We start from the raw sequence: 25,767 nt of genomic DNA, 5'->3' as shown, positions 1-25,767 counted from the left end.
ACAGCTGGGGCCCGCACCTTCCGGTGCGGGCCCCAGCTGCACGCAGTGCACTCCGTGATCAGAGGCCGAACTCCTGCGGCGAGACGCCGAGCGCCGCGCAGGCCTCCCGCAGGACCTGCTCCTCGGCCGGGGCGATGTACCCGTCGGCGCCGGCGACGACGAACCCGGTCTGCACGACCGCCTTGGCCTCCATCGGCTTCTTCGCCGCCTTGGCGATCTCCTGCATGGCCTCGGTCTTACCCTGCTGGAAGTTGAACGTCAGCTGGTCGACGTGCTTGTTGAACCGCTGCTGCAGCTGCTCGGGCGGGAAGTTCTTCAGGACGTCGTTCTGCAGGATCAGCGACTCCACGTGCTGCCGCTCGGCCGGGTCGACCGATCCGTCGGCGGCCGCGACCAGGGCGCACATGGCCATGCTGGCGTCGCGGTACGCGCCGCTCTTGAGCTCCGTCTTGAGGGTGGCGAGCTGGGACTTGAGCACGCCCACGAGCTGGGCCTTCGACCCCCCTCCGGACCCTGACCCCGACCGTCCCTGACCACCGGAGCCGCGCGCCCCCTGGGACTGCTGCATCCCCTTGGCCTGGTCCTTGATCCGGTCCCACATCGCCATCCGTGCCACCTCTGCTACCAGTTCGCTCGTACGCGCACGTTCCACGCGTCCTCCTGCCAACGCCTCCCCGGCCTTCGAAGTTCCTCCGGCGACTCCCCGCACACACGTAGGGTGCCGGCACTGCACCTGCCGAGAGGAGTCACGCATGTCCATCCGCCGGGCCATGCCCGACGTCAGATCAGAGGCCATGGAGGAGAGCCGGGAGTTCTACGGCCTCCTGGGGTTCGAGGAGGTCATGAACCTCGGGTGGGTCATGACGCTCGGCTCTCCCTCCAACCCCACGGCACAGGTCACCTTCATGACCCACGACGCGACCGCGCCCGTCGTGCCCGACATGAGTGTGGAGGTGGACGACGTGGACGCGGCCTACGCGGCGGTGCGCGCGAGTGGCGCGGAGATCGTGCACCCCTTGCAGGACGAGGAGTGGGGAGTGCGCCGGTTCTTCGTGCGCGACCCCAACGGAAAGGTGGTCAATGTGCTGGGCCACCGGTGACCGCGGTGCCGTTCACGCGTCGAGGCCTCCGCGCTTGACCAACTGGCTCGCGATGACGCCCCGCTGGATCTCGTTCGTGCCTTCGCCGACGATCATCAGCGGGGCGTCGCGGAAGTAGCGCTCCACGTCGAACTCGGTGGAGTAGCCGTATCCACCGTGGATCCGCATGGCGTTGAGGGCGATCGTCATGGCGGTCTCGGAGGCGAAGAGCTTGGCCATGCCTGCCTCCATGTCCACGCGGCGGCCCGCCTCGGCCTCCTTGGCCGCGTACAGGGTGAGCTGGCGGGCCGCGGTCAGTGATGTGGCCATGTCGGCCAGGTGGTTGCCGATCGACTGGTGCTTCCAGATCGGCTCGCCGAAGGTCTCGCGCTCCTGGGCGTAGGCGAGGGAGTCCTCGAACGCGGCCCTGCCGACCCCGAGCGCCCGCGCCGCGACCTGGAGCCGTCCGGTCTCCAGGCCCTTCATCATCTGCGCGAAGCCCCTGCCCTCGGCCCCGCCCAGGACGGCGTCGGACGGCGCCCGGTAGTCGTCGAACGACAGCTCGCAGCTCTCCACGCCCTTGTAGCCGAGCTTGGGCAGGTCGCGCGAGACCGTCAGGCCGGGGCCGTGCTCGACCAGGAGGATCGAGATGCCCTTGTGGGCGGGGCTCGCGGCCGGGTCGGTCTTGCACATCAGGGCGATGAGCCCGGACCGGCGGGAGTTGGTGATCCACGTCTTCGACCCGTTCACCACGTACCCGTCCGTGGCCCTGCGGGCGGAGGTTCGCATCGCCTGGAGGTCCGAGCCGCCGCCCGGCTCGGTCAGCGCCATGGTCGCCCGGATCTCACCGGTGGCCAGCTTCGGCAGGTAGCGGCGCTTCTGTTCCTCCGTGCCGAAGTGGAGCAGCAGCTTCGCGACCACGGTGTGGCCGCCCATCGCACCGGCCAGGCTCATCCAGCCGCGGGAGAGCTCCTCGGTGACGAGGACGTAGCAGGGCATGGAGACCGGTGTGCCGCCGAATTCCTCGGGGACGGCGAGGCCGAAGATGCCGAGCCGCTTCATCTGCTCGATCAGGGCTTCGGGGTAGGTGTCGGAGTGCTCCAGTTCCTGGACGACCGGCTTCACCTCCGTGTCGACGAAGTCCCGCACCGTGCTGACGACGAACTGCTCGTCCTCGGACAGGATGTCGAGAGTGCTCATGCTGGGACGCTCCTCGTTGAGTGACAGGTGTGCTCCCCCGGGGATCCGTACGTCGCGCCGGCGGTCCCGCCCGCCGAGCACGGGGTGGGCCGGGAACTCCTCGGGCTTCACGGGAAAGCTCTGCGTTCACCCGGCCCAAGTCTCCGCTGTCGCCGACGGATTCACCCCGTCGGAGCGGGAACTGCGGTGGGCCCGTGCCGTACTCGAAGCCGGTGAATCGGTCACCACCGTCGAGGGGCAGATGGTCGACAAGCCGGTGCTCGACCGCGCGCGGCAGGTGCTCGACGGCTCTTGATGCGGGCAGGACGAAGACATCCTCCTTGCCACTCTCAAGGTATAGCTCACGGGGGGCCTTGCGGCAAGGCCCAGGTCATGCCGCAGAATCAGCGCCTCAAGGCAAGAAACCATGGGGGGTCTTCATGATTGATGTCATCGTCGTCGGTGGCGGACCGACCGGCTTGATGCTGGCGAGCGAGCTGCGTCTGCAGGGGGTGCACACCGTCGTCCTGGAGAAGTTGACCGAGCCGACCGGGGAGTCGCGCGGGCAGGGCCTGCACGCGCGCAGCGTCGAGGTGATGGACCAGCGCGGACTGCTCGACCGGTTCCTCGCGGTCAGTGAGAAGTTCCAGGTCGGCGGTCTCTTCGGCGGCATCATGAAGCCCTGGCCCGACCGTCTCGACACGGCGCACCCGTTCGGTGTCGCCACCCCGCAGCCGCTCACCGAGCAGCTGCTCAACGAGCGTGCGCTCGAACTCGGCGCCGAGATCAGGCGCGGCTGCGAGGTCCGCGGACTGAGCCAGGACGAGCACGGCGTGACCGTCGAGTTGGCGGACGGCACTGCCTTGCGCTCGCGCTACCTCGTCGGGTGCGACGGTGGCCGCAGCGCCGTGCGCAAACTGCTCGGGGTCGATTTCCCCGGCGAGCCCGCCACGGTCGAAACACTCCTCGGCGACATGGAGTTGACCGAGGACGCGGAGACGATTGCCGCCGTCGTCGATGAGGTCCGCAAGACCCAGCTGCGGTTCGGCGCCGGACCTGGCGCGGACGGCACGTACCGCGTCGTGGTGCCCGCCGACGGCGTGTCCGAGGACCGCGCCGCCCCGACCATCGAGGAGTTCAGGCAGCAGCTGCGGGCGGTCGCGGGCACCGACTTCGGCGCGCACTCGCCGCGCTGGCTCTCCCGGTTCGGCGACGCAACCCGGCAGGCCGAGCGCTACCGGGTCGGCCGGGTGTTCCTGGCCGGCGACGCGGCGCACATCCACCCGCCGACCGGCGGGCAGGGGCTCAACCTCGGTGTGCAGGACGCCTTCAACCTCGGCTGGAAGCTGGCCGCCGCGGTCAACGGCTGGGCTCCGGATGACCTTCTCGACACCTACCAGACCGAACGGCACCCGGTGGGCGCCCGCGTCCTGGACAACACCCGCGCGCAGATCACGCTCCTTGGGACCGATGCGGGTCCGACCGCGCTGCGGGAACTGTTCGCGAAGCTGATGGACTTCGAGGAGGTGAACCGGTACGTGACCGGGATGATCACCGCGGTCGACGTCAGCTACGACTTCGGCGAGGGCCACGAGCTGCTCGGCCGGCGGATGAGGGACGTGGAGCTGAAGCAGGGGCGCCTGTACGAGCTGTTGCACGAAGGGCGCGGAGTGCTGCTCGACCGGACCGGCCGTCTCTCGGTCGCCGGGTGGGCGGACCGGATCGATCACGTCGTCGACGTCAGCGAGGAACTGGACGCGCCCGCCGTCCTGTTGCGGCCGGACGGCCACGTGGCGTGGGTCGGTGACGATCAGCAGGACCTGTCCGACCGGCTGCCGAAGTGGTTCGGCGCACCGAGCCGCGACGACTCGGGCACCGGGCCGTCGCCGTCCGCGGCGTGAGCGCGGTGGCCATGGGCGTGGCCGGGCCTCAGCCGACCTGCGTGTGGAACTGCACGAGTCGCTGCTGTACGAGGTTGACCGTGCCCCGCTGGCGGCCCGGCACGCGGCGCCGCAACGCGACCAGCGCCGGGCCGAGTTCGCGCACGGTGTCCGGGTCGCGGACCTGCTCCCACTGATGGTGGGCCAGGTCCGCGGCGGCCTCGACGTCGGGGCCGTCGGGGGCTTGTCCCGCCGTGAGTCTGGCGGAGACCACGTCGAGCCAGATCCGGCAGCTGCGGCCCGGGTCCTTGGCGAAGATCGCCAGATGCCCGCGGACCTCCATCCAGTGCACCACCTCGGGTGAGGACGGCCCGTACGTCCGCAGCGCCTCCTGCTCCCATGCCGCCGCCATGGCCGCGGCCTCGCCGTGCCGTCCCGCCTCCACGGCCTTGGTGATCGCCGCATGCGGATCCGCACCGGCGGTCACCGGGGCCTGCGAAGGCGGTGCGCCGAGGGCGGGGCCCTGCTGCTGGGCGGGCACGGGCACCCGGTTCCGTAGGTCCGCGAGGCCGTTCGCGAGCGGGGCGGCAGCGGGGTCGGCGGCCAGCACGATGTCGGTCGCGCCCTCCTCCAGCGCCTGGGCGACGACGTGTTGATGCAGGTCGGGCAGCGGCGGCCGGTGTCCGCTGCGCAGGACCGTCGCCAGCGCCTTCATGTACGAGGGCACCGCGACGGCACGGCGACCGGGCGAGGGAGCGATCCGCCCGTACAGGGCCACACCCGTCCCCACGTCCAGGGGGCGCTGGGCCAACTGCTGCCAACTGTCCATGTCGGCGTGCAGATCGGCGATGACGGTCGTGCCACCCGGCGGGCGCAGCCGCAGTTCCTGGGCGATCCAGTGCCAGGGGAAGCCGGTGTAGCGCACCGTCGCCGCCGTGGTCCGCGCCAGGGCCACGTGCTGCAGTTGCTGGCGGCGGTCGAGATGCAACTGCCCGACCAGGTACACCGTCAAAGGCCCCGGCGCCATCGCCGCCGCCCGCAGCCGGGTGAGCACGGTCTGCGGATCGAGCGGGTCCGCGAGCTCCACGACACTCGCGGTCGCGGTCCCCGCGAGCACCGCGGGCGACACCGCCGCGAGGACGGGCAGCACGGAAGCCGCGTCCACCATGCGGGCCTTGCCGACCGGCGCCGCCGCGATCAGCAGCGCGGTCCCGGGCGCTGTCCCCTCCCCATCAGTCACCAGAGCACCGTATCCGCTGCTCACCTCGGGAGTGGCAGCGGGAAGACGGTTCACTCCGAGCGCCCGCTCGACGGCAGGGTGTCCGTGTCGGGGCAGCCACAGCATCCTCCCAGTTCACGGCCTCGTGCGACACGCTTTAGGCTGCGCCCACGAGTTACCTACGGGGGAGCAGGGCCGTGCGCATAGAACGCCATCACATCGACGAGGCCGCCGTCCTGGCGGCGCGCGAGGACTTCACCAACCAGATCGGCCGCCGGGTCCGCTCGATGTCGAAGGCGGGCCCCATCACCGGGTACGACTGGGGGCTGCTCGCCGAGGAGTTCGTCAGCTACCTCGGCGCGCTCTCCGTGGAGACCCCGGACCTGCACACCCCCGAGGCGAAGGCCGCTCTGCGCGACGCGTCCGAGGCAGCTGTCGGCAAGGTCGCGTACGCGGCGTACTACCCGGTCGCTTCCTTCCAGGTCTCCCTGGACTACGTGAACTTCGGGATGGGCTACGACGCCGGATCCGACGGCGAGCGCGAGACCGTCTCCGCGTACGAATGGATCGACGCGTTCTGCCTGGCCGTCCTGGCCGGACGGGCCGAATGGCACGGGGAAGCCTTCCACTTCGCCCGTGAGACGCCTCAGCAGGGCGCGGCGGGACGCCCGGCCGTCGAGCTCATCAACGGACTGATGGCGTACGTCATCGGGGACACCGGGGACGACGACGCGAGCTATCCGCCCTCGAAGGAGGAGAAGCTGGCCGCGCTCGACGCCGCGCTCGCCCGGATCAAGGACCTGGACCGCGAACTCGACGCCGGGCTCATCGACAAGCCCGAGTCCACGGCGCTCCGTGGCCTGCGGGCCCTGGCCGCCCATGCCCAGGAGGAGTTCGCCGCCGCGCTGACCACCCTGCTGACCCGGCACAGCAGTGTCTCCGCCCGCAGCACCCAGCCCGACACCCTGCTGCCGCTGCTCCCCCTGACGCTGGCCGCGCTCGCCTACCGCCGCGAGGGGTGGCAGGTGCCGGTCGAGACGGACTACCTGCCGCACGCGCTGGTCACGGGGTTCGAGACGCCGGGCCCGCGGGTGGGTGCCTTCGGACGCGACCGCCGCCCGGACGCGGGGGCTCAACTCGCCGCCGGGCCGGTCGAGTTCGCCCGGCCGGAACATCCCCGGCCGCTCACCGACGAAATCGTGGCGCTGTTCCAGCGGGACACCGATGAGGTGCTCGCGCCGGACCGCGAGGAGCCGGTCTCCGCCGCGGACTGGTCGGACGCGATGAGCGACCAGGAGTCGCTGTTCCGCTTCCGCTCCACGCTGACGTCCGACGTCACCGACGAGCAGCTCGCCAACCTCGCCCTCGCCTCCCGCCTCGGGGCCGAGGCCTTCCTCGCCGCGCACGGCGAGGCCCGCCGCGACCCGCACCACACCGGGCCCTGGCGCTGGCTGACCGCCGTCGATTTCGCGCTGATCACGGGGACGCGCGAACACCTCGCTCCCCTGGTCCTGATCGATCCGGCGCTGCTCGCCGACGGGTCCGCCTACGCGTCGTACTACCAGGCCCTGCACGCCTACCTGCGCGGCACGCACCCAGAGGAGGCCGCCGAGCGGGCCGTGGCCGACCGGGAGAACTGCATCCGGTGGGGTTTCTTCCCGCCGCCGTCCGTCCTCCTGTCCCAGCTCGTCGAGGGCGACGAGGAGAGCTTCAACCTCGCGCTCATCGACGCCCTCGAAGCACACCGCGACCACTACCGCGTGGCGGACCGCGCGGAGGACCCCAACGCCGCGATCAACCTCAACATCCTGGCCCTGACCTGCCACGCGCGTCGCCGGGGCTGGAACATCCACGTCTCGTCCCCGTACCTCCCCGCGCGCCTTCTGCACGCCGCACAGCCGCTGTAGGAAGAGCTCGCGGAGTGCTGCCGGAGCCTGCGGCCGCCGCCGAATCGGGCGGCGGCGGCCGCGGCGCTCCTGAGGGCAGGCTCCCCCTGTCCCCGGAGCAGGTGTCCGCACCGGCTGATGGCCGGGAGCCGCGGGAGTGGCCCCAGATGCACCAACCGGCGGGACGTGCCGGTGTCCGTGCGTCCGCTGCAAGGAAGGACGGAACCGGCGGCCTGCGTCACCGATGTGCTGTCCGCCCGGCGCCGGAGCGTGAGCGGTGTGGTCGGGCCGTTCCAGGGGCTGGGGGCAGGCCTCCGCGCCAGAGTAGAACGAGCGGGCAGGAGCGGACAACGCCTTTCCGACCTCCTGACCGCCACCGATGAGTTCTCGCGTGCACCGCAGTCAGTACCTCCGTAATCGCGAATCAGTACCGCCGTGACCGCGCAGCTGAAGCGGCGACGAGAATCGACTCCCAGGAGATCTTGAGATGCGTACGTTGATCAGCACCGCCTTCGTCTCGCTCGACGGCGTCGTGGAGGCCCCGGGCGGCGAGCCCGGCTACCGGAACTCCGGCTGGACCTTCAAGGACATCGAGTTCCTCCCCGAGGCGTACGAGATCAAGGGGAAGGAGCAGGAGGAAGCCACGGCGCTGATGCTCGGCCGGGTCAGCTACGAGGCGTTCAGCCCGGTCTGGCCCGGCATGGCGGAGTTCGCCGACTACAAGGTGATGCCCAAGTACGTCGTCTCCACCAGCCTCACCGAGGGCGATCTGGTGTCGGGCTGGGGCGAGACCACGATCCTGCGCTCCCTGGACGAGGTGGCCGCGCTGAAGAAGACCGAGGGAGGACCGATCATCATGCACGGCAGCGCCGCCCTGAACCGCAGCCTCTCCGACGCCGGCCTGATCGACCGCTACCACCTGCTCGTCTTCCCGCTGCTGCTCGGCGCGGGCAAGCGGCTGTTCAGCGATACGGACAAGGACACCCAGAAGCTGCGGCTGGTCGAGCACGAGGCGTACGCCAACGGCCTGCAGAAGAACGTCTTCGACGTCGTCCGCTGACGCGACGCCACCGCCCTCGGCCGCCCCGTCCGCTAGCCGGCCCGCACGACACAGTCCTCCGGCTGCGGCTTGCCGGCCGGCCGGGCCAGGTCCACGAAGTCCAGCGTGCCCGGCCGCTGGTGCCGTTCACGCGGTTCTTCGACTGCATCGTGGCCCAGCGGTTGCCGACCTGTTCGGCGGAGGGTGCCGCCTCGCCGGTGGGCTTCGCGCCGCGGATCGCCTCGAGTCATGCGGGGCTTGCCCGAGCCGGAGACCACGGTGAACCTCCGCTCCGCGCAGGCCTCCTTGGCGAGGCGTCAGGGCCTGCCGGTCCGTCCTCCGGCAGCCCGTGGAAGGCGCGGGCGAGCGAGCGGACGTAGGGGGCGGGGCGGGTGTCGCGGACCAGGACGGTCTGGCGGTCCTTGCGGCTGCCGTTGAAGGCGGCAAGCGCACGCGCCTGTTCCTCGTTGGTGGGAATGATCCGGGCGAGGCCCTTGAAGTCGTACGTCCCGTCCTTGCTCTCCCGATTGGCCAGGGAACTCGCCGAAGCCCTCGCCACGACGTTCCACCGATCATCGGGGCGGCGATGCTCGGCGGGGTGTTCCTGATGGAGGGCCTGTACTACGCGTGGACCCTGCACTACTACGGAACGGCATCGGCTAGAAATCAGCGGAGCACCTCTTGGGCGGGCCAGGCGCCACCTGCCGTGAGGGTGGCCGCTTGTGGGGCGTTGCGGCTATCGTCCGCGGTGCAGTGCAGTGAGAGGCAGGGAGCCCGTGCCGGTCATCGACGCGTGGATGCAGCACCCCACGCTCCGCCACTCCAACCACGAGATGTTCGAGTCGTTGCGTCGGTGGACGGGACTTGAGTCGCTGGAGGAGCCGTTGCCGGTCGGGGCCACCGTGGCCGCGATGGCCGCCGCCGATGTCGAGACCGGCCTTTCAGCGGCCTGGTACGGGCCGCAGGGACCGCTGATCAGCAACGACGAAGTGGCCGATTTCGTCGCCCGGTCCGAGGGGCGGCTGCGCGGGGTCGCGGGCGTGGACCTCACCCGGCCGGTCCGGGCCGTGCGGGAGCTTCGCCGGGCGGTGGAGGAACTCGGCTTCGTGGCCCTGCGGATCGTGCCCTGGCTGTGGCAACTCCCGCCCACCGACCGGCTGTACTACCCGTTGTACGCCGCCTGCGTCGAGCTCGGGGTTCCGTTCTGCACCCAGGTCGGGCACACCGGTCCGCTGCGTCCGTCCGAGACCGGGCGGCCCATCCCGTACATCGACCAGGTCGCGCTCGACTTCCCCGAACTGACCATCGTGTGCGGGCACATCGGCTACCCGTGGACCACGGAGATGATCGCGGTGGCCGACAAGCACGCGGGCGTCTTCATCGACACCAGCGCCTACACCACCCGCCGCTACCCGCGCGAACTGGTCGACTACCTGCGCGGCCGGGGCCGCGGGAAGGTCCTGTTCGGCTCGAACTACCCCATGATCACCCCGGGCAGGGCACTGGAGCACCTTGCTGAGCTGGAGCTCGACGAGGAGACCACCGAGCTGTTCCTGGCCGGCAACGCGCGGCGGGTCTTCGCGCTCTGACCGGTCCTGACCAGTCCTGGACCGGTCCTGGACCGGTTCCAGGGGGCTGGTCAGCGGGTGTTGGTGCGCGGCCCCTCGTATGTGGCGTCGGTGACCTTCTCCAGCCAAGTGGTCTCCGGGCTGCCGTCGGTGGTGCCCTCCCACAGGGCCAGGTGCTGCATGAAGCGGTCGGGGGTGGCCCCGTGCCAGTGCTCCTCGCCGGGCGGGCAGGTGACCGTCTCCCCGGGGTGAGCCTCGATGACGGTGCCGTCGCGGGTGCCGATGAGGGCGACGCCTTCGACGACGTGCAGGGTCTGGCCGACGGCGTGGTGGTGCCAGTCGGTACGGGCGCCGGGGGCGAACCGGACCATGTTCATGCGCAGGCGGGAGGGCTCTTGTCCGGCGCAGATGACGTCGAACCAGACGTCGCCGGTGAACCAGTCCGCGGGGGCCTTCACAGTGGGCTGCTGCTTGAGGAGTTCCATGCGGTCGTTCCTTGCGTAGGTGGGAGCAGGTGGGCGTAGGTGGCGGAGGTCAGGCCGCCACGTCGTCGGGGGTCAGGCCGCCGCTTCGTCGTGGGCCAGGTCCGCGCCGAGCGCGCGGGAGGCGCGGGCCTGCGCGATCAGTTCCTCGCCCTTGGCCTCGGCGGTGGGGATGGCATCGGCACCGGCGACGAACCGCAGCGGCGGCTGCTCCAGAGCGGCGACCTTCAGGAGGGCGTCGGCCAGCTTGGCGGGGTCACCGGACTGCTGACCGTTCATGGACTCCCACACCTTCCTGGTGGCGGCGGTGCGCTCGGCGTAGTCGTCGATGGACAGCTCCGCCCAGGTGGTGGAGGCGTCCACGAGCAGCTCGGTGCGGAAGAAGCCCGGTTCGACGACGGTGGTGCGGATCCCGAACGGCTCGACGTCGAAGCGCAGGGACTCCATCCAGCCCTCGACGCCGAACTTGGCGGCGGCGTAGGCCACGCAGAACTCCTGGCCGACCAGGCCCGCGATGGAGGAGAGGGTGATGACGTGGCCGTCGCGCTGGGCGCGCATGACGGGCAGGACGGCGCGCGTGACGTTCATCGGGCCGAACAGGTTCGTCTCGATCTGGTGGCGCATCTGCGCGTCGGAGATCTCCTCGAAGTAGCCGGCGTAGAAGTTCGCGGCGTTGTTGACCAGGACGTCGATCCGGCCGAACGTCTCCACGGCCCGCCGCGCGGCCTGCCGGGCCTGCTCGGGGTCGGTGATGTCGAGCGCGGTCACGAGCAGGTTGTCGTGCTCGCCGCCGATAGCTTCGCGGACCTGGGCGGGCCTGCGTCCCGTGGCGACGACCCGGTGTCCGGCGGCCAGGGCCTGGCGGGCGATGTCGGTGCCCAGGCCGCGGCCCGCGCCGGTGATGAAGAAGACCTTGCTCATGGGGGTGTGCTCCAGAGGGGGGGGGGGGAGGCTGGACAAAGGGAATTCACCGGGATGTCCGGTGACCTTTCTCCGCGGCTTCTTCTTCACGTTCACACAGGCCACCGGGTGCGGAAAGAGGAGAATTCTTTCCCGGGAGGAGAACATCCTGGGAGTAATTGCTCCTCCCCACGATCGGCGGGGCCGGTGGGAGACTGGAGAACATGACCAGCAGCGCGCATCTCAAGGAGCTGGGCGAGTTCCTCAAGGCCCGGCGGAGCGAGCTCAGCCCCCGGACCGTCGGCCTGCCCGACAGCGGCACGCGTCGCCGCGTGTCGGGTCTGCGCCGCGAAGAGGTCGCGCAGCTCGCGTCCATCAGCACGGACTACTACACCCGCCTTGAGCAGGGACGCATGCAGCCGTCGGTCCATGTGCTACAGACGTTGGTGCGGGTGCTGCAACTGGAGGACGACCAGCGGGACTACCTCCTCGACCTGGCCGGCAAGTCCGGCGCACGTCCGCGCACGATGGCGCGGCAGAAGGTCCAGCCGCAGCTGCGGCGCCTGCTGGATCTGACCGCCACTCCCGCGATCGTCCTTGGACGGCGCATGGACGTGCTCGCCTGGAACGCACTCGGCGCGGCCCTGGTCACCGATTTCGCCGAGGTGCCGGAGAAGGAACGCAATTACGTCCGGCTGATGTTCACGGACCCCGCCCTCCGGAAGCTGTATCCGGACTGGGAGACGGTCGCCCGCACCGCTGTGGCGCAGCTGCGGAGGGAAGCGGGGAAATATCCGCAGGACCCGCGCCTTGTGTCGCTGGTCGGTGAACTCTCCGTACGCGACGAGGACTTCCGCACCTGGTGGGCGAGCCACGAGGTCTCCGCCCTGAGCGTGGGCACGAAGAAGCTGCGGCATCCCCTGGTCGGCGAGCTGACCCTGGACTGGGACACGCTGACCGCGAGCACCGACGCCGACCAGCAGCTCGTCGTGTGGACCGCCGAACCCGGCACACCGTCCTACGACGGCCTGCGCATCCTGGCCTCCCTGGCGGCCGACCCCACGGACGTGCGCCGACCCGGCTGACGGGCAGCGCGAGGCCCCTACGCGTCTCCGTCGAGGTAGCGCTTCGGGGATGTGCCGACCGTCCGGCGGAACGCCGCGAGGAACGCGCTCGCCGTCGCGTATCCCACGGCGTGCGCGACCCGGGAGACAGGTTGGCCCTCGGCGAGCAGGGGCAGTGCGGCCCGCAGTCGCACGTGGGTGCGCCAGCGGTCGAAGCTCATGCCCGTGTCGCGCACGAAGAGCCGCGTCAGGGTGCGCCGGCTGACTCCGACGACCCGTGCGTGCGCCTCGAGACCCCGCGGGTCGGCGGGATCGGCGAGCAGCGCGTCGGCCACGGCGCGTACGCGCTCATCGACGGGATACGGCACGTCGATGGGCAGGGTCGGCAACGGGTGCAGCAGATCCAGCACGACCGCCTCGGCCCGCAACCGCGCCTCGTCGGCGAGGTCCTGCCGGTTGAGGTGGTCGATCAGATGGGCAAGGAGACCGTCCACGCCGACCGGCGTGGGCTCCGCCCAGTTCAGGGCGCACCGGTCCGGTTCGAGGTAGAGGCTGCGCAGCACCGCGTCGCGGGTGGCGCCGGTGCGGTGGACGACACCGGCGGGGATCCACAGCGCCCTGGTGGGCGGCAGGACCCAGTGGGTGTCGTCGACGGCGATACCGAGCACGCCGCGCCGTGTCCAGGCCAACTGGTGCTGCGGGTGGCTGTGCGGGGAGATCCACTGCCCCGCCGACAGGGGGAAGTTCCCCACGACGATAGCCCCCGCCCCCGTCGGGGCGGCGCCGAATTCGGGCTCGGTCATGCCCTTCAGCGTATGTCCTCAACACGACATGGTGTGGCCCCATAGCGGATTGTGGCCATCAGAGCCTGTCCATAGCGTCGTTCCATGCCGCCAAGTCGCCCGCCCCGTCACGTACGCAGCCTCCATCGCCCGCGTGAGGACCAACGCCCCGCGCCGACCGGCGCGGGACGCCGCGGACCGGCGCTGATCGTGCTGTGCCTCGTGCAGTTCATGCTCGTCCTGGACGACAACGTGGTGAGTGTCGCGCTGCCGAGCATCCGGGACGAACTCGGGTTCGGCTCCGCGGGCCTCGCCTGGGTCGTCAACGCGTACTTCCTCGCCTTCGGCGGGCTGCTGTTGCTGTCCGGCCGGGCCGCCGACCTGCTTGGCCGCCGACGCGTCTTCCTCGTCGGCGTGGCCCTCTTCGGTGCCGCGAGCCTGGCCTGCGGAGTCGCGCAGGAGCCCTGGCAGCTCGTCGCGGGGCGGTTCGTCCAGGGCGCCGGATCGGCCATGGCGAGCCCGGCCGCGCTGTCACTGATCACCCTCCTGTTCACCGGAACCGAGGAGCGCGCCAAGGCCTTCGGCATCTGGGGCGGGATCGCCGCTCTGGGCGGCTCGACGGGCCTGGTCGTCTCCGGTGTGCTGACCGGCCTGACCTCCTGGCGCTGGATCTTCCTGATCAACCTGCCGGTGGTCGCCCTGGCCCTGGTGCTGCTCCCGCGCCTGGTCGCGGAGAGCCGGGCCACCCGCCGGACACGCCTGGACGTACCCGGTGCGGTCCTCGGCACCGGCGCCGTCCTGTCCCTGGTCTACGGTCTGCTCCAGGCCGGGGAATCGGGGTGGGACGACGCGGCCGTCGCCGGGCCGCTGCTCCTCGCCGCCGTCCTGGCCGTCTCGTTCCTCGTGACCGAGGCCCGCGTGGCCGAACCGCTGGTGCCGCCGGCGTTCCTGGCCTCCCGCACCCGCGCCGTCGCCAACGGCGCGACCCTGCTGTTCTCCGCCGCCATGTACGCGATGGCCTTCCTCCTGATGATCCATCTGCAGACCGTGCTCGGTTACGGCCCGCTCAAGGCAGGCCTCGTCTACCTGCCCTTCGGTGCCGGGATCCTCTCCGGCATGTGGCTCTCGTCCCGGGCGGTGATCAGGCTCGGGACGCGGCCGGCCCTCGTCATCTCCTTCCTGATCACCTCGGCCGGGCTGCTTCTGCTCTCCGGTGCGGCTCCGGGCGACGGCTACGCTACGGGCGTACTGCCCGGCATGCTCGTCACGAGCGTGGGGTGCGGCCTGAGCCTGCCCGCCCTGACCATCGCGGCGGTCACGGGCACCACCGAGGAGAACGCCGGCCTCGGCTCGGCCGTCGTCAGCTCCGTCCAACAGGTCGGCGGCGCCGTGGGGTTGTCCGTCCTGGTCACGCTGGCCGCGCGCCGCAGCGACGCCGTGGCCGACTCGGCAGGACCTCTGCACGCCGCGACGGAGGGCTACTCACTGGCGCTCACCGTCGCGGCCGTCCTGCTCGCCATCGGCGCCGGGTTCATCGCCGCACTCCTGGGGAGGGGCCGCGGGTGACGGCTCCCGCGGCGGTCGGGCCTCCCGGCCCGGCCCCGCCGGTCAGACGATCCTGCCGTGCTCCCCCACCGCGATCCGGGCCAGCTTCGTCAGCATCATGCCGTTGCGGACCGCGACCACGTAGTCCACGGGCAGTCCGTGCATCCGGGTGCCCGGCCCCCGCAGCGGATGCCAGTCCAGGATGACGAGAGTGTGCTCGCCCCAGGGGATCAGACGCATGGCGATGCGGGCCGCTCCGAAGGGACCCGCCTTCGCCTCCAGCTCCAGGCGGCTCTCCGGTTCGCTGATGCGCACGACGCAGGTGTCGTCGAGGACCAGCGGGCCGACGCCGACCCGTACCTGGAGGCGGGCGCCCACCGCCGGCCAGTGCGGGTCCGCGGCGAGGACCTCCTGGGTTCCCGTCACCCACTCCCCGTACCGGTGGCCGTCGGACAGCAGGCTCCAGACCTCGCCCGGCGAGGCCAGGATCAGGCGGCGGTTCCGGGACACACTGACCACGCTCCTCCTGGAGGTTCTGGCACGATTTTTGCACTTTGTCACCCGAGGCACCTTCCGAGACGGCCCTGCCGGGCAGCTGCCGGGCGGCACGCCCTGTGCGAGGGTGAATGCCTCACCGAACGCCTCACCCGCCTCGGACGCAAGGAGTCGCATGCCCCCGGCAGCCACCACCGCAGCGAGCCTGGCCCTGGACGTGACCTCAGGGTTGAAGACGCGTGACCTCGAGGATCTGTACCAGGACCTGCACCGCCACCCCGAGCTCTCGTTCCAGGAGCACCGCACGGCCGGCCTCCTCGCCGAACGGTTGCGGAGTGCCGGGTTCGCGGTGACCACCGGTGTGGGCGGGACGGGCGTCGTGGGCGTCCTGCACAACGGTGACGGGCCCGTGGTGTGGCTGCGCGGCGACATGGACGCGCTGCCCGTCACGGAGACCACGGGCCTCGCGTACGCCTCCACCGTCGACGGCGTGATGCACGCCTGCGGCCACGACATGCACGTCACCTGGCTGACGTTCGCGGCCGAGGCGCTCGCGGCCGCCCGGGAGACCTGGTCGGGCACGCTCGTGGTGATCGGGCAGCCCGCCGAGGAGGCGGGCGGCGGGGCTCGGGCGATGGTCGCCGACGGGCTGCACGAACGCTTCCCCCGGCCCGACGCCGTCTTCGGCCAGCATGTCGCCCCCGGTCCCGCGGGGCTCGTCGCCCATACGCCGGGGCTGATCATGTCGGCCGCCGACGACCTGCACATCGTGGTGCCCGGCGTCGGTGGCCACGGTTCACGGCCCGAGGCCACCGTCGACCCGGTGGTGACGGCCGCCTACATCGTCACCCGGCTCCAGACCGTCGTGTCCCGTGAGGTGGCCGCATCGGATGCGGTGGTGCTCACCACGGGGCAGTTCCACGCGGGTCAGCGGCCCAACATCATCCCGTCGGAGGCGCGGCTCGGGCTCAATCTCCGTACGCAGGACGTGAACGTGCGCGAGCGGGTCCTGTCCGCCGTCCGCCGCATCGTCGAAGGAGAGTGCCAGGCCGCCGGGTGCCCCGCGCCGCCCGAGGTGAGCATCGGCGCGAGCTTCCCGGCCACCGTGAACGACGCGGACCTCGACGCGGAGATCGCGGCCCTGCACCGCGAACTGTTCGGTGCGGGCAGCGTGATCGACTTCGGGCCCGCGATGGGCAGCGAGGACTTCTCCCTCCTCGTGCCCACCGGGGTGCCCTACGACTTCTGGTTCGTGCCCTCGACCCCGAAGGACGCCTGGCAGGCGGCCGCGGGCCAGGAGCTCAGCCAGAAGATCACCGCGGTGCCGGCCAACCACAGCCCGCTGTTCGCCCCGGACCTCTCGGTCCTGTTGCCGGGCGTGCGGACGCTGGTGGGCGCCGCGCTGCACAAGCTGGCCGCCTGAGACCTGGGCCCGGCGGTCAGCGGAAGGCCGCGTGGCCGGTGAGCGCCTGGCCGAGGGCTAGCGTGTGCATCTCACTCGTGCCCTCGTAGGTCAGCACCGACTCGAGGTTGTTGGCGTGCCGGATCACCGGGTACTCCAGCGAGATGCCGTTGGCGCCGAGGATCGTGCGCGCGGTGCGGCAGATCTCGATGGCCTCGCGTACGTTGTTCAGTTTGCCGAAGCTGATCTGTGCCGGGTGGACCCCGGCCGGTGAGTCCTTGAGGGCGGACAGGTGCAGGGCGGTCAGCGTCGCCTTGTGCAGTTCGAGGGCCATGTCCACCAGCTTCTGCTGCGTCAGCTGGAAGCCCGCGATCGGCCTGCCGAACTGCTCGCGCTGCAGGGCGTAGTCGCGCGCCGACCGCCAGGCCGAGCGTGCGGCGCCCGTGACGCCCCAGACGATGCCGTAGCGCGCCTCGTTCAGGCAGGTGAGCGGGGCGCCGATACCGCTCGCCCCGGGGAGCAGTGCGGATGCGGGCAACCGGACGCCGTCCAGGACGAGTTCACTGGTGACGGACGCGCGCAGCGACATCTTGTGCTTGATGACCGGCGCGGAGAATCCGGGGGTGTCGGTGGGCACGACGAAGCCGCGTACGCCGTCCTGCGTCCGCGCCCAGACGACGGCGACGGCCGCCACCGAACCGTTCGTGATCCACATCTTGCGGCCGTCGAGGATCCAGCCGTCGCCATCACTCCGGGCGCGGGTGGTCATGGAGGACGGGTCGGAGCCGTGGTCGGGCTCGGTCAGGCCGAAGCAGCCGATGGCCGAGCCTTCGGCCATGCGCGGCAGCCACTCCTGCTTCTGCTCGTCGGAGCCGAAGCGGTGGAGGGCGAACATCGCCAACGACCCCTGCACGGAGACGAAGGAGCGCAGACCGGAGTCGGTCGCCTCCAGCTCGCGGCAGGCGATGCCGTAGGCGCGCGCCGACATCCCGGCACACCCATAGCCCTCCAGATGCATGCCGAGCAGGCCCATCTTGCCGAATTCCCGGGCGAGTTCGGGCAGGCCGGGCAGCTCGCCGGACTCGAACCAGCCGGCGATGTGCGGCTCGACCTCGGCGTCGAGGTACTGGCGGACCGTGTCGCGCACGGCGCGTTCCTCGTCGGTGAGGAGCGCCTCCAGGTTCAGCGGGTCGACGGCGTCGAGGGCGGGGAACGGCATGGTCAGGCTCCTTGCGGGTTCTTCGAGTGCTGGGGGTGCTTCGGGTGCTACGGGTGGCCGAGCAGACGGTCCATGTCCGCTTCGTCGTAGCCGAGTTCGGCGAGTACGTCCCTGCTGTGCAGGCCGAGGGTGGGCGGGGCGGTGCGTACGGCGGGGCGCTCGCCGCGGAAGCTGACGGGGAAGGCGACCTGCTGGAGCGGGCCCACGTCCGGGTGGTCGACCTTCTGGACCATGCCGAGCGCCTCGGTCTGCGGGCAGTCGTAGACCTCGTCGAGGGTGCGGATGGGCGCGACGGGCACACCGCGCGGCTTGAGCAGGGCGCACCAGTGGGCCACCGTCTCGTCGGCCAGGACCGCCTCCAGCTTGGCGTTGAGGGCCCTGCGGTGGGTGACGCGATCGCGGTTGGTGGCGAAGCGCGGGTCGTCGGCCCACTCCGGGTGGCCGAGTGACTCGCTCAGGCGGCAGAAGAGGCCGTCGCTGCCCACGGCGATCACGAAGTGCCCGTCGGAGGCCGGGTAGGCCTGGTACGGGACGAGGCTCGGATGCCCGGAGCCAAGACGGGTGGGCCGTTCCCCGGTGGCGAAATAGCCGGTGGCCCAGTTGATGTGCAGGGCGAGTTGGGACTCGTACAGGGAGGTCGTGACGTACTGGCCGCGTCCGGTGCGTTCGCGCTCGACGAGGGCCGAGGTGACGCCGATGAGCCCGAAGAGGGCGGCGCCGAGGTCGCCCATCGCGTAACCGGCCTTGACGGGCGGTCCGTCGGGTTCACCGGTGAGGGACATCAGGCCCGCGCTCGCCTGGGCGACCATGTCGTATCCGGGCTCGTCGCGCAGCGGTCCCGTGTCGCCGAACGCCGAGATGTGGAGCAGGACGAGGCGCGGGTAGCGCTCGCTGAGGGTGCGGTAGTCGAAGGCGTCGGCGAGGGAGCTGCCGGGGCGGAAGTTCTCCACCATGACGTCCGCGTCGGCGAGCATCCGGTGGACCGCCTCCTGACCCTCGGGGGACTTGAGGTCCAGGGTCACCGAGCGCTTGTTGCGGTTGGCCGCCAAGTAGTAGGTGGCCTCCGGGCCGTTGAAGGGCGGGCCCCAGGCGCGGGTCGGGTCGCCGCCCTCGGGGTGCTCGACCTTGATGACGTCCGCGCCCAGGTCGGCGAGGGACATGGTGACGTAGGGACCGGCGAGGATCTTGGAGAGGTCCACGACCTTCATTCCGGCCAGCGGGGATGCGGGGCGGGCGGCCTCAGCGGGCGTGGGACGGGTCTCAGGGGATGCGGGGCGGGACTCAGCGGGCATGTGCGGCGGCCTCCTTGGCCGTGGCGAGCGGGACCTGCCCACCCTCGGCCAGCTCGGCCAGGTGGTCCAGGGCGGTGCGGGGCAGGGCGTCCGGGTCGTCGAGGAGCGCCGCGTAGGTGTGGGCGACCAGGAGGGCGCGGCCGTTGCCTGTCGTCCGCTCCTCGTGGTCGGCCTGGTCGTACAGGAGCGTCGCCATGACGGCGCGCGTGAGCCGGTCGGCGTACCGACCGACGCCCATCTCCTGTTCCTCTTCCGGGAGTTCGAGAATGGCGTCACCCTGCTTGCGCATGAGCTCCCAGCGGCCACGCACCGGATCGCGGTCCCCGTAGGTGTCGGCGAGGATGCGGTGGGAGCCGAAGCGGCGCATGCAGCGCAGCACGTCGAGCGCGATGACGTTAGATGAGCCCTCCCAGATGGATCCGAGGTGGGCGTCGCGCACGAGCCGCGGGTTGACCCAGTCCTCGATGTAGCCGTTGCCGCCTCGGATCTCCATGGCCTCGCCGGTGACGGTGCGGGCGCGCTTGCACAGGGTGTGCTTGGCCAGCGGCGTGAGGACGCGGACCAGTGCCTTGGCCCGCTCGTCCCCGTCGTCGGCGGCCGTGAGCCGGGCCGCCGCCTCCAGGACGAGGCCGAGTGCGGCCTCCGTGTCGAGGATCAGCGGCAGGAGCGTGGCGCGCATCAGGGGCTGGTCGAAGAGGGGCTTGCCGAAGACGTGACGGGTGCGGGTGTGGTCGACGGACTCGCGGACGGCGCGCCGCATCAGGGCCGTGGCGCGCATGGCGTTGGACAGGCGGGAGACGTTCAGCATCTCGGCCATCTGCCGGAATCCGTGGGTGAGTTGACCGACCGGGGTCGCGTAGGCCTCCTCCAGCGTCACCTCGCCGCTGGCGATGGACCGCGAGCCGAGCTTGTCCTTGAGGCGGTCGATGCGGATGGCGTTGCGGGTGCCGTCGGGGCGAAGGCGCGGGACGAGGAACATGCCGAGACCCCGGGTGCCCTCCCCCTGTCCGGGGACGCGGGCCAGGGTGAGGATCACGTCGGCGGCGGGGTTGGACGCGAACCACTTCTTGCCGGTGAGCGTCCAGTGCGTGCCCCGGTCGGTGGCGAGGGTCCGCGTCAGGCCGACATCGGTTCCGCCCTGCTGTTCCGTCATGAACATCGCGCCAGTGGCCCGGAGTCCGGGATCCGTCGAGGAGAGCGCGGCGATCTCGGCCGCGTACCGCTCGGGGTCGAACAGGCGCAGGATGCGGGCGGCCGAGTCGGTCATCGACAGCGGGCAGGCCATGCCGAACTCGGACTGTACGTAGAGGTAGGAGAGGGCGTACTTGATCGTGTGCGGGATCTTGGTGGGCCAGCCGTGGACGCCGGGACGGTGGGACATGGCGGCGAGGCCGAAGCATTCGTAGGCGAGGGCGGCGGCGCGGTCGTGGGCCGGGTGGTACTCGATCGCGTCGACACGGGTGCCGTCCGGGGCGTACGGGATCAGGCGCGGCGGATGGGCGTCGGCGAGGGCGGCCTGCCGGTCGAGGTCGCCCGCCGCCAGCTCGCCGAGTTCCGTGAGCAGGGGCTCGACGCGGGCGCGGTCGTCGGCGGGCAGGAGGCGGTCGAGCAGGGGGCGCAGGGCGGGATCGCGGTCGGCGAAGTTCACGGGAGACGGCGAGGACACAGGTGGCTCCAGGTCAGGCGGGCTGTGCGGTACGGGAGTTGGCAACGTCGGCGGTGTCGTCGGCCGCGTCGCCGGTGCGGGCGAGGAGGGGCAGCACGCCGGCGAGGGTGAGCGCGGTGTAGCCGAGGCCGAGGGCGACGACGGGCCAGATCGAGTGGAAGGTCGTCAGCAGGTACTGCGAGACGATCGGCGCGGTCCCTGCGAACAGGGTCGTGCACAGCTGGTACGAGAGGGACATGCCGGTGTAGCGGACCTCGACGGGGAATACGCGGGCGAGGATCCCGGCGAGCGCGGCGTAGTACATGGCGTGCGGGAAGGTCGCGAGGCCCATGCCGAGGACGGCGAGCCAGAAGTCACCCGTCCCGACGAGGACGAACATCAGCGGCAGCAGGACGAATTCCGGCAGGAGCATCCACAACACGGCTTTGCGCACGGGCCACTTGGTGGCGAGCACGGCGCCGAAGGGCTGCACGATGACCTGCACGACCAGGGCGAGCGAGATGACCGTGAGGAATGTCGTGCGGTCGAAGTCCAGGTCGGCGGTGGCCTAGGAGAGCGCGAAGGTCGTCTTGACGTAGGTGATCGCGACGCCTGCCGTGCCGGCGAGCACGCCGAGGAACACGAGCATCGGGGAGCGCGTGAGCACTTCCTTGATGGGCAGCTTGATGGTCTTCTTGCGGGCCAGCGCGGCCTGCATCTCGGGGGTCTCCGCGAGCCTGAGCCGGATGAAGAGCCCGACGGCGACCAGGACGGCGGAGAACAGGAACGGCACGCGCCAGCCCCACGACTCGAAGGCGGCGTCGGGGAGTTGGGCCATACCCAGGAAGGCGAGGGTCGCCAGGAGGTTGCCGACCGGGGAGCCCTGCTGGGCGAAGGCGCCGTAGAGGAGCTTGCGGCCCGGCGGGGCGTACTCGGTGGCGATGAGGACGGCTCCGCCCCACTCGCCGCCCATCGCCACGCCCTGGATCATGCGCAGCAGGACGAGGAGGACCGGCGCCGCGGCGCCGATCTGCGCGTACCCCGGGAGCAGTCCCACGCAGAACGTGGCGCCGCCCATCATCGTCAGGGTGGTGACCAGGGCCTTCTTGCGGCCGTACTTGTCGCCGAAGTGCCCGAATATCAGCCCGCCGATGGGGCGGGCGAGGAAGCCGACCCAGAAGGTGGCGAAGGCCGCGAGGGTGCCCACGGCGGGTGAGGCCTCGGCGAAGAAGATCTTGCCGAGGACCAGGGCCGACGCGGACCCGTAGATGTAGAAGTCGAACCATTCGATGGTGGTGCCGACGAACGCGGTGGCGCCCGCGCGGCGCGCCTCGCGGACGAGTCGTGGATCGGGGGCTTCCTGTGCCCCCGGGGCCGGGGCACCGTTCGGGTCCCCGGAAGCCGGGGCGTCTTGCTGCATGACGAGCGTCCTCTCGTGGCGGCAGATCCCGCGACGGAGGGCGACGAGGTGGGGATGGGGAGCCGAGCGGCCGGCTGCCGGTCCTCGCTCCGTCGCGAGACGTGGATCACTCTGCCTTCCGGCATTAGGAGGTGTCCAAGACCGATAACGGCCCGCACTGAGACGTCATCCAGCAGAATCAGGGGCGTCGGCGGGTACGGGCAGGACCTCCTCGGCCACCCGGAGCACCGCGTGCAGCGCCGCCGACCGGTTGCCGGTGCGCCAGCCGAGCGCGATCGGAAGGACCGGCACGTCGTCCCCGGCGAGCGGCCGGAACACGACGTGCTCCAGATGGATGTTGCGGGCCGACTCCACCACCACCGCGAGGCCCACGCCCGCCCCCACCAGGGCCAGCATGTTGTACGAGTCCGGCGCCTCCTGCACGATCCGGGGCGCGAACCCGGCCTCGTGGCAGGCCTGCACCATGGCCTCGCGCACCGCGGACTCGCGGGACAGCGGGAACGTCACGAGCGGCTCGCCGGCCAGTTCGCTCACCGGGACCTCGGGTCGCGCGGCCAGCGGATGGCTGTCGGGCAGGGCGAGCACGAGCCGCTCCATGCGCACCACGCGGGCCGTGATGCCGCGCCGCACGGGAAGCGCCACGAACCCGATGTCGAGCGTCCCATCGGCGACCCTGCGCAGTGCCTCGCCCGTGTACGTCTGGCCCTCAAGGACCAGCTCGATGCCCGGGAGCTGGGAGTTGACGGCGCGGGTGAGCAGCGGCAGCGCCGAGTAGCTGCTGGCCCCGGCGAAGCCGACGCTGACGCGGCCGACCTCGCCCAGATGCGCGGCCCGCACCGTGCGCCGCACCGCCGACGCGTCGGCGAGCAGCCGCCGGGCGGGCTCCAGGAGCGCCTGGCCCGCGGGGGTGAGGCGGACGGTGCGGGTGGTGCGGTCGAACAGCTTGACCCCGAGGTCGCGCTCCAGGAGCTTGATCTGCTGGCTCAGGGGCGACTGGGCGATGTGCAGGCGGTCGGCGGCGCGGCCGAAGTGCAGTTCCTCGGCGACGGCGACAAATCCGGACAGGTGTCTGAGCTCCACGCCGGTGACCCTACGGCGCCGGTCGGGGACGCACCGGGCAGGGGCGCGCGGCCCGCACCACCCTGATGGCCGGGTCGCCACCGGCAATTCGCCTGATCGTCTTCCGCTGTCCGCGCCGATGTGGGAGAACGCTCTGATGTGCGATGACGAACTGATACCGCCCCGCGCGGACTTGACCGAGAAGCAGTGGCTGCGGGCCGACGCGCCGCTCGCCCGGGACCTCGCCGACAGGTGGGGGCCGCAGGCCCTCACGCTGCACCGGCGCACGCTGCTCGGCGGTGCGGCCGCCGGAGCCGCGCTCGCGGTCCTGCCGTTCGGCGGGCGGCAGGCCACGGCGGCGCAGGGCGTGGCGAAGTTCCCGTTCCCCGACGGGCCGAATCAGAAGGGGGAGTTCGCCGTCCTGGTGACCGGCGACGCCGGCACGGGCGGCGAGGAGCAGCTGGCCGTGACGGAGGCCGCCCGGCGGGTCTGCCGTGACGAGGGGATATCACTGGCCGTCGGCCTGGGCGACAACATCTACGAGAACGGGCCCGAGTCCGACCACGACTCCGAGTTCCGGACCAAGTTCGAGACCCCCAACACCGGCATCGACGTCCCCTGGCTGATGGTCCTCGGCAACCACGACTGCTCGGGCCTGATCCCGGGCAGCGGCGGCGACCCCTCGCGCGGGGACCGCGAGGTCTCGTACGCGGCCTCCTCACCGCGCTGGTACATGCCGAGCCGCTACTACAACGTCACGCTGCCGTCCTCCGAAGGCCAGGGCGCCGGTGACGACCCGGTGGTGGAGTTCTTCGCCCTCGACACCAACCCCGTCGCGTCGACCGTCGCCCAGATCTCGCCCCACTACCGGTGGGACGGCCCTTACATGCGCGCCCAGCGCCAGTGGCTCGACGCCGCGCTGTCCGCGTCCCGGGCCCGCTGGAAGGTGGTCCTCGGCCACCACCCCTACCTGAACAACGGGAAGCACGGCAGCGCCGGTTCGTACGACGGATTCGTCATCGGCCACTACACGAGCGGGATCCACCTCAAGGAGCTGTACGAGGAGGTGGTGTGCGGCAGGGCCGACCTGATCCTGTCCGGGCACGACCACACCCTCCAGGTTCTGGAGCCCACGACCCGCACGGCGGGCACCCGCCAGATCGTCTGCGGGGCGGCTGCCAAGTCCGGTGACGGAAAGGCCCACTTCGACCACCCCGCCGCCTGGGAGAACTTCTCCGACGTGGGCTTCATGGTGCTCAAGGTCTCCGAGCGGGCCATGACCGTGGACACCTACACGGTCGACGTCCCGGCACGGACCGCGCACCTGGCGCACACCACGACGACCTCCACCGCGGTCGCGGGCCGCAGCAGCGTGGGCTAGGACCGGGCGTTCCCCGCCACGTTCCTGGCCCACAGCACGAGCGGGACCTGGAGCGGGAGGCGGCCGATCGCCGCGGCCCTGAGCGGGGCGGGGCGGCGCCGCCAGTCCACCGCCATTTGTACGTTGGCGGGGAACACGCCCACGAAGAAGGCCGCCGTGGCGAGCGCCGCGGTGCGCCGGGTGCGGGGCAGCGCCACTCCGGCCGCGAGAGCCAGCTCTACCGCGCCGCTCGCGTACGTCCAGGTGCGCGGCGATCCGGGCAGGACGCGCGGAATGGTGGCGTCGAACGGCTTCGGGGCGGCGAGATGGGCGACCCCGGCCCCGGCGAGCAGACCGGCCAGGAGCAAGGGGGAACGGGGCGCCAGCGGCATGCTGCCTCCTCAAGAGGGGACGGGGAGGCTGACCTTACTCGACAGTAAGTAATGAGTCACCGGTCCCTGGGCGTCAGTCCGTCCAGCGTGAGGTCGACGAGGCGCTCGGCCTGTTCCCGCTGCTCCGGCTCGCCCGAGGTGAGCGCGATGCCGGCCAGCGCGGCGAACAGGTCGGTCGGACGGATGTCGGAGCGGATGACACCGGCGGCGACCCCCGCATCCATGAGCGAGGTGAGGGCCGCCTGGATCATCTCGCGGCTCTCGCCATAGGGGTTGACCCCCGAGGCGACGACGGACCGCAGCGCTTCGGCCATGCCGAGCTTGGCGCTCACGTAGTCGAGGAAGCGGCGCATCCACGCGTGCAGGGCGTCCCGTGGCGGCATCGTCGCCAGGAGGTCGGGGACCGCGTCGCACAGCCGGGCCACTTCGTTGCGGTAGGCGGCCTCGATCAGCGCCTCCCGCGTCGGGAAGTTCCGGTAGAGGGTGCCCGTGCCCACGCCCGCCTCCCGTGCGATGCGCTCGAAGTGGGCGTCGAGCCCCTCCTCGGTGAACACCCGCACCGCGGCGGCCAGGATCTTGTCCCGGTTGCGCTGCGCGTCCGCCCTCAGTGGGCGGCCTGCCTCTCGGACCATCGGCGGTTCTCCCCTGCCTTCGTTCGGCTTCCCAAGTCTCCGCGCACCGTCGCACGCCTTCGTACGCCGCCGCTTTGCCGCCGTCGCCCGCCGTCGCTTGCTAAGTGGAGGAGCCTCCGCTTAGCCTGACCGAGCGAAGTGGCGGCGCCTCCACTTTAACCACCCAGGGCACAGAACCGCCCCGCCCCTCCCCATTTCCGCGGGAGGACCCCCCAGGAAAGGACTGCC

The 25,767-nt window shown here is 71.3% G+C and carries 26 protein-coding genes; 10 read left to right on the top strand and 16 right to left on the bottom strand.

The features are described 5' to 3' along the window. Positions 1 to 58: 58 nt before the first annotated feature. A complete protein-coding gene (locus M4V62_RS36695) occupies positions 59 to 607 on the bottom strand; it encodes a tellurite resistance TerB family protein (protein WP_249593164.1) in 549 nt (182 codons plus the stop codon). Positions 608 to 752: 145 nt separating this feature from the next. Between M4V62_RS36695 and M4V62_RS36690 the strand changes: the two genes are divergently transcribed. After that, a complete protein-coding gene (locus tag M4V62_RS36690) occupies positions 753 to 1,100 on the top strand; it encodes a VOC family protein (RefSeq protein WP_249591489.1) in 348 nt (115 codons plus the stop codon). Positions 1,101 to 1,112: 12 nt separating this feature from the next. Here M4V62_RS36690 and M4V62_RS36685 read toward each other — a convergent pair whose 3' ends face one another. Next, the gene (locus M4V62_RS36685) at positions 1,113 to 2,279 is read right to left on the bottom strand and encodes an acyl-CoA dehydrogenase family protein (RefSeq protein WP_249591488.1); all 1,167 of its coding nucleotides are present in this window, start codon (positions 2,277 to 2,279) and stop codon (positions 1,113 to 1,115) included. Between the two features lie 16 nt (positions 2,280 to 2,295). Between M4V62_RS36685 and M4V62_RS36680 the strand changes: the two genes are divergently transcribed. Beyond that, complete coding sequence (locus M4V62_RS36680; protein ID WP_249591487.1) at positions 2,296 to 2,574, top strand: hypothetical protein; 279 nt, start codon at positions 2,296 to 2,298, stop codon at positions 2,572 to 2,574. Between the two features lie 124 nt (positions 2,575 to 2,698). Further along, positions 2,699 to 4,159 (top strand): rifampin monooxygenase, encoded by a 1,461-nt coding sequence (gene rox, locus M4V62_RS36675; protein ID WP_249591486.1) that lies wholly within the window; start codon positions 2,699 to 2,701, stop codon positions 4,157 to 4,159. 28 nt (positions 4,160 to 4,187) lie between these two features. On the opposite strand, the gene M4V62_RS36670 is transcribed toward rox, so the two are convergent. Next, positions 4,188 to 5,378 carry a hypothetical protein gene (locus M4V62_RS36670; RefSeq protein ID WP_425575235.1) on the bottom strand — a complete coding sequence of 397 codons (1,191 nt, stop codon included), beginning with the start codon at positions 5,376 to 5,378 and terminating at the stop codon, positions 4,188 to 4,190. Positions 5,379 to 5,554: 176 nt separating this feature from the next. Between M4V62_RS36670 and M4V62_RS36665 the strand changes: the two genes are divergently transcribed. Then, on the top strand, positions 5,555 to 7,264 hold the full coding sequence (locus M4V62_RS36665) for an immunity 49 family protein (RefSeq protein WP_249591485.1): 1,710 nt from the start codon (positions 5,555 to 5,557) through the stop codon (positions 7,262 to 7,264). Between the two features lie 466 nt (positions 7,265 to 7,730). Next, positions 7,731 to 8,303, top strand: coding sequence for a dihydrofolate reductase family protein (locus M4V62_RS36660; RefSeq protein ID WP_249591484.1), 573 nt, complete (start codon positions 7,731 to 7,733; stop codon positions 8,301 to 8,303). A 226-nt stretch (positions 8,304 to 8,529) separates the two neighbouring features. Here the strand turns inward: M4V62_RS36660 and M4V62_RS36655 are convergent, their stop codons facing one another. Next, positions 8,530 to 8,841 carry a hypothetical protein gene (locus tag M4V62_RS36655; RefSeq protein ID WP_249591483.1) on the bottom strand — a complete coding sequence of 104 codons (312 nt, stop codon included), beginning with the start codon at positions 8,839 to 8,841 and terminating at the stop codon, positions 8,530 to 8,532. A 217-nt stretch (positions 8,842 to 9,058) separates the two neighbouring features. On the opposite strand from M4V62_RS36655, the gene M4V62_RS36650 reads away from it, so the two are divergent. Beyond that, on the top strand, positions 9,059 to 9,871 hold the full coding sequence (locus M4V62_RS36650; protein WP_249591482.1) for an amidohydrolase family protein: 813 nt from the start codon (positions 9,059 to 9,061) through the stop codon (positions 9,869 to 9,871). Between the two features lie 50 nt (positions 9,872 to 9,921). Here the strand turns inward: M4V62_RS36650 and M4V62_RS36645 are convergent, their stop codons facing one another. Then, positions 9,922 to 10,335, bottom strand: coding sequence for a (R)-mandelonitrile lyase (locus M4V62_RS36645; protein ID WP_249591481.1), 414 nt, complete (start codon positions 10,333 to 10,335; stop codon positions 9,922 to 9,924). 72 nt (positions 10,336 to 10,407) lie between these two features. Next, positions 10,408 to 11,253, bottom strand: coding sequence for an SDR family oxidoreductase (locus M4V62_RS36640; RefSeq protein WP_249591480.1), 846 nt, complete (start codon positions 11,251 to 11,253; stop codon positions 10,408 to 10,410). A gap of 203 nt (positions 11,254 to 11,456) precedes the next feature. On the opposite strand from M4V62_RS36640, the gene M4V62_RS36635 reads away from it, so the two are divergent. Continuing rightward, positions 11,457 to 12,317, top strand: coding sequence for a helix-turn-helix domain-containing protein (locus M4V62_RS36635; protein WP_249591479.1), 861 nt, complete (start codon positions 11,457 to 11,459; stop codon positions 12,315 to 12,317). Between the two features lie 17 nt (positions 12,318 to 12,334). Here M4V62_RS36635 and M4V62_RS36630 read toward each other — a convergent pair whose 3' ends face one another. Further along, positions 12,335 to 13,099: an AraC family transcriptional regulator gene (locus M4V62_RS36630; protein WP_249591478.1), complete on the bottom strand. Its 765-nt coding sequence runs from the start codon at positions 13,097 to 13,099 to the stop codon at positions 12,335 to 12,337. Positions 13,100 to 13,183: 84 nt separating this feature from the next. Here M4V62_RS36630 and M4V62_RS36625 point away from each other — a divergent pair, with 84 nt between their 5' ends. After that, positions 13,184 to 14,644: an MFS transporter gene (locus M4V62_RS36625; protein WP_249591477.1), complete on the top strand. Its 1,461-nt coding sequence runs from the start codon at positions 13,184 to 13,186 to the stop codon at positions 14,642 to 14,644. Between the two features lie 42 nt (positions 14,645 to 14,686). Here M4V62_RS36625 and M4V62_RS36620 read toward each other — a convergent pair whose 3' ends face one another. After that, positions 14,687 to 15,133, bottom strand: coding sequence for an SRPBCC family protein (locus M4V62_RS36620; RefSeq protein WP_249591476.1), 447 nt, complete (start codon positions 15,131 to 15,133; stop codon positions 14,687 to 14,689). A gap of 160 nt (positions 15,134 to 15,293) precedes the next feature. Here M4V62_RS36620 and M4V62_RS36615 point away from each other — a divergent pair, with 160 nt between their 5' ends. Continuing rightward, positions 15,294 to 16,541, top strand: a complete 1,248-nt coding sequence (locus tag M4V62_RS36615) for an amidohydrolase (protein ID WP_249591475.1) — start codon at positions 15,294 to 15,296, stop codon at positions 16,539 to 16,541. A gap of 16 nt (positions 16,542 to 16,557) precedes the next feature. Here the strand turns inward: M4V62_RS36615 and M4V62_RS36610 are convergent, their stop codons facing one another. The 6 genes from M4V62_RS36610 to M4V62_RS36585 form a co-directional block, all read right to left on the bottom strand. Beyond that, positions 16,558 to 17,739: an acyl-CoA dehydrogenase family protein gene (locus M4V62_RS36610; protein WP_249591474.1), complete on the bottom strand. Its 1,182-nt coding sequence runs from the start codon at positions 17,737 to 17,739 to the stop codon at positions 16,558 to 16,560. 47 nt (positions 17,740 to 17,786) lie between these two features. After that, on the bottom strand, positions 17,787 to 19,031 hold the full coding sequence (locus M4V62_RS36605) for a CaiB/BaiF CoA transferase family protein (RefSeq protein ID WP_249591473.1): 1,245 nt from the start codon (positions 19,029 to 19,031) through the stop codon (positions 17,787 to 17,789). Further along, positions 19,021 to 20,697, bottom strand: coding sequence for an acyl-CoA dehydrogenase family protein (locus tag M4V62_RS36600; RefSeq protein WP_249591472.1), 1,677 nt, complete (start codon positions 20,695 to 20,697; stop codon positions 19,021 to 19,023). The genes M4V62_RS36605 and M4V62_RS36600 overlap by 11 nt, the downstream gene beginning before the upstream one ends. 13 nt (positions 20,698 to 20,710) lie before the next feature. Continuing rightward, on the bottom strand, positions 20,711 to 21,181 hold the full coding sequence (locus M4V62_RS36595) for an MFS transporter (protein WP_249591471.1): 471 nt from the start codon (positions 21,179 to 21,181) through the stop codon (positions 20,711 to 20,713). Between the two features lie 63 nt (positions 21,182 to 21,244). Beyond that, positions 21,245 to 22,096, bottom strand: coding sequence for an MFS transporter (locus M4V62_RS36590; RefSeq protein WP_249591470.1), 852 nt, complete (start codon positions 22,094 to 22,096; stop codon positions 21,245 to 21,247). A gap of 165 nt (positions 22,097 to 22,261) precedes the next feature. Further along, complete coding sequence (locus M4V62_RS36585; protein ID WP_249591469.1) at positions 22,262 to 23,176, bottom strand: LysR family transcriptional regulator; 915 nt, start codon at positions 23,174 to 23,176, stop codon at positions 22,262 to 22,264. Between the two features lie 136 nt (positions 23,177 to 23,312). Here M4V62_RS36585 and M4V62_RS36580 point away from each other — a divergent pair, with 136 nt between their 5' ends. After that, positions 23,313 to 24,536 (top strand): metallophosphoesterase, encoded by a 1,224-nt coding sequence (locus M4V62_RS36580; RefSeq protein WP_249591468.1) that lies wholly within the window; start codon positions 23,313 to 23,315, stop codon positions 24,534 to 24,536. Here the strand turns inward: M4V62_RS36580 and M4V62_RS36575 are convergent. Beyond that, positions 24,533 to 24,907 carry a DoxX family protein gene (locus tag M4V62_RS36575; RefSeq protein ID WP_249591467.1) on the bottom strand — a complete coding sequence of 125 codons (375 nt, stop codon included), beginning with the start codon at positions 24,905 to 24,907 and terminating at the stop codon, positions 24,533 to 24,535. The genes M4V62_RS36580 and M4V62_RS36575 overlap by 4 nt on opposite strands. Positions 24,908 to 24,963: 56 nt before the next feature. Next, entirely contained in the window at positions 24,964 to 25,539 is a 576-nt protein-coding gene (locus tag M4V62_RS36570) for a TetR/AcrR family transcriptional regulator (protein WP_249591466.1), read from the bottom strand. Positions 25,540 to 25,767: the final 228 nt, after the last annotated feature.

Origin of the sequence: Streptomyces durmitorensis, from assembly GCF_023498005.1 — a bacterium.
In the GTDB taxonomy this organism is placed as follows: Bacteria; Actinomycetota; Actinomycetes; order Streptomycetales; family Streptomycetaceae; genus Streptomyces; species Streptomyces durmitorensis.
This window is presented reverse-complemented; position numbering and strand designations above follow the sequence as displayed.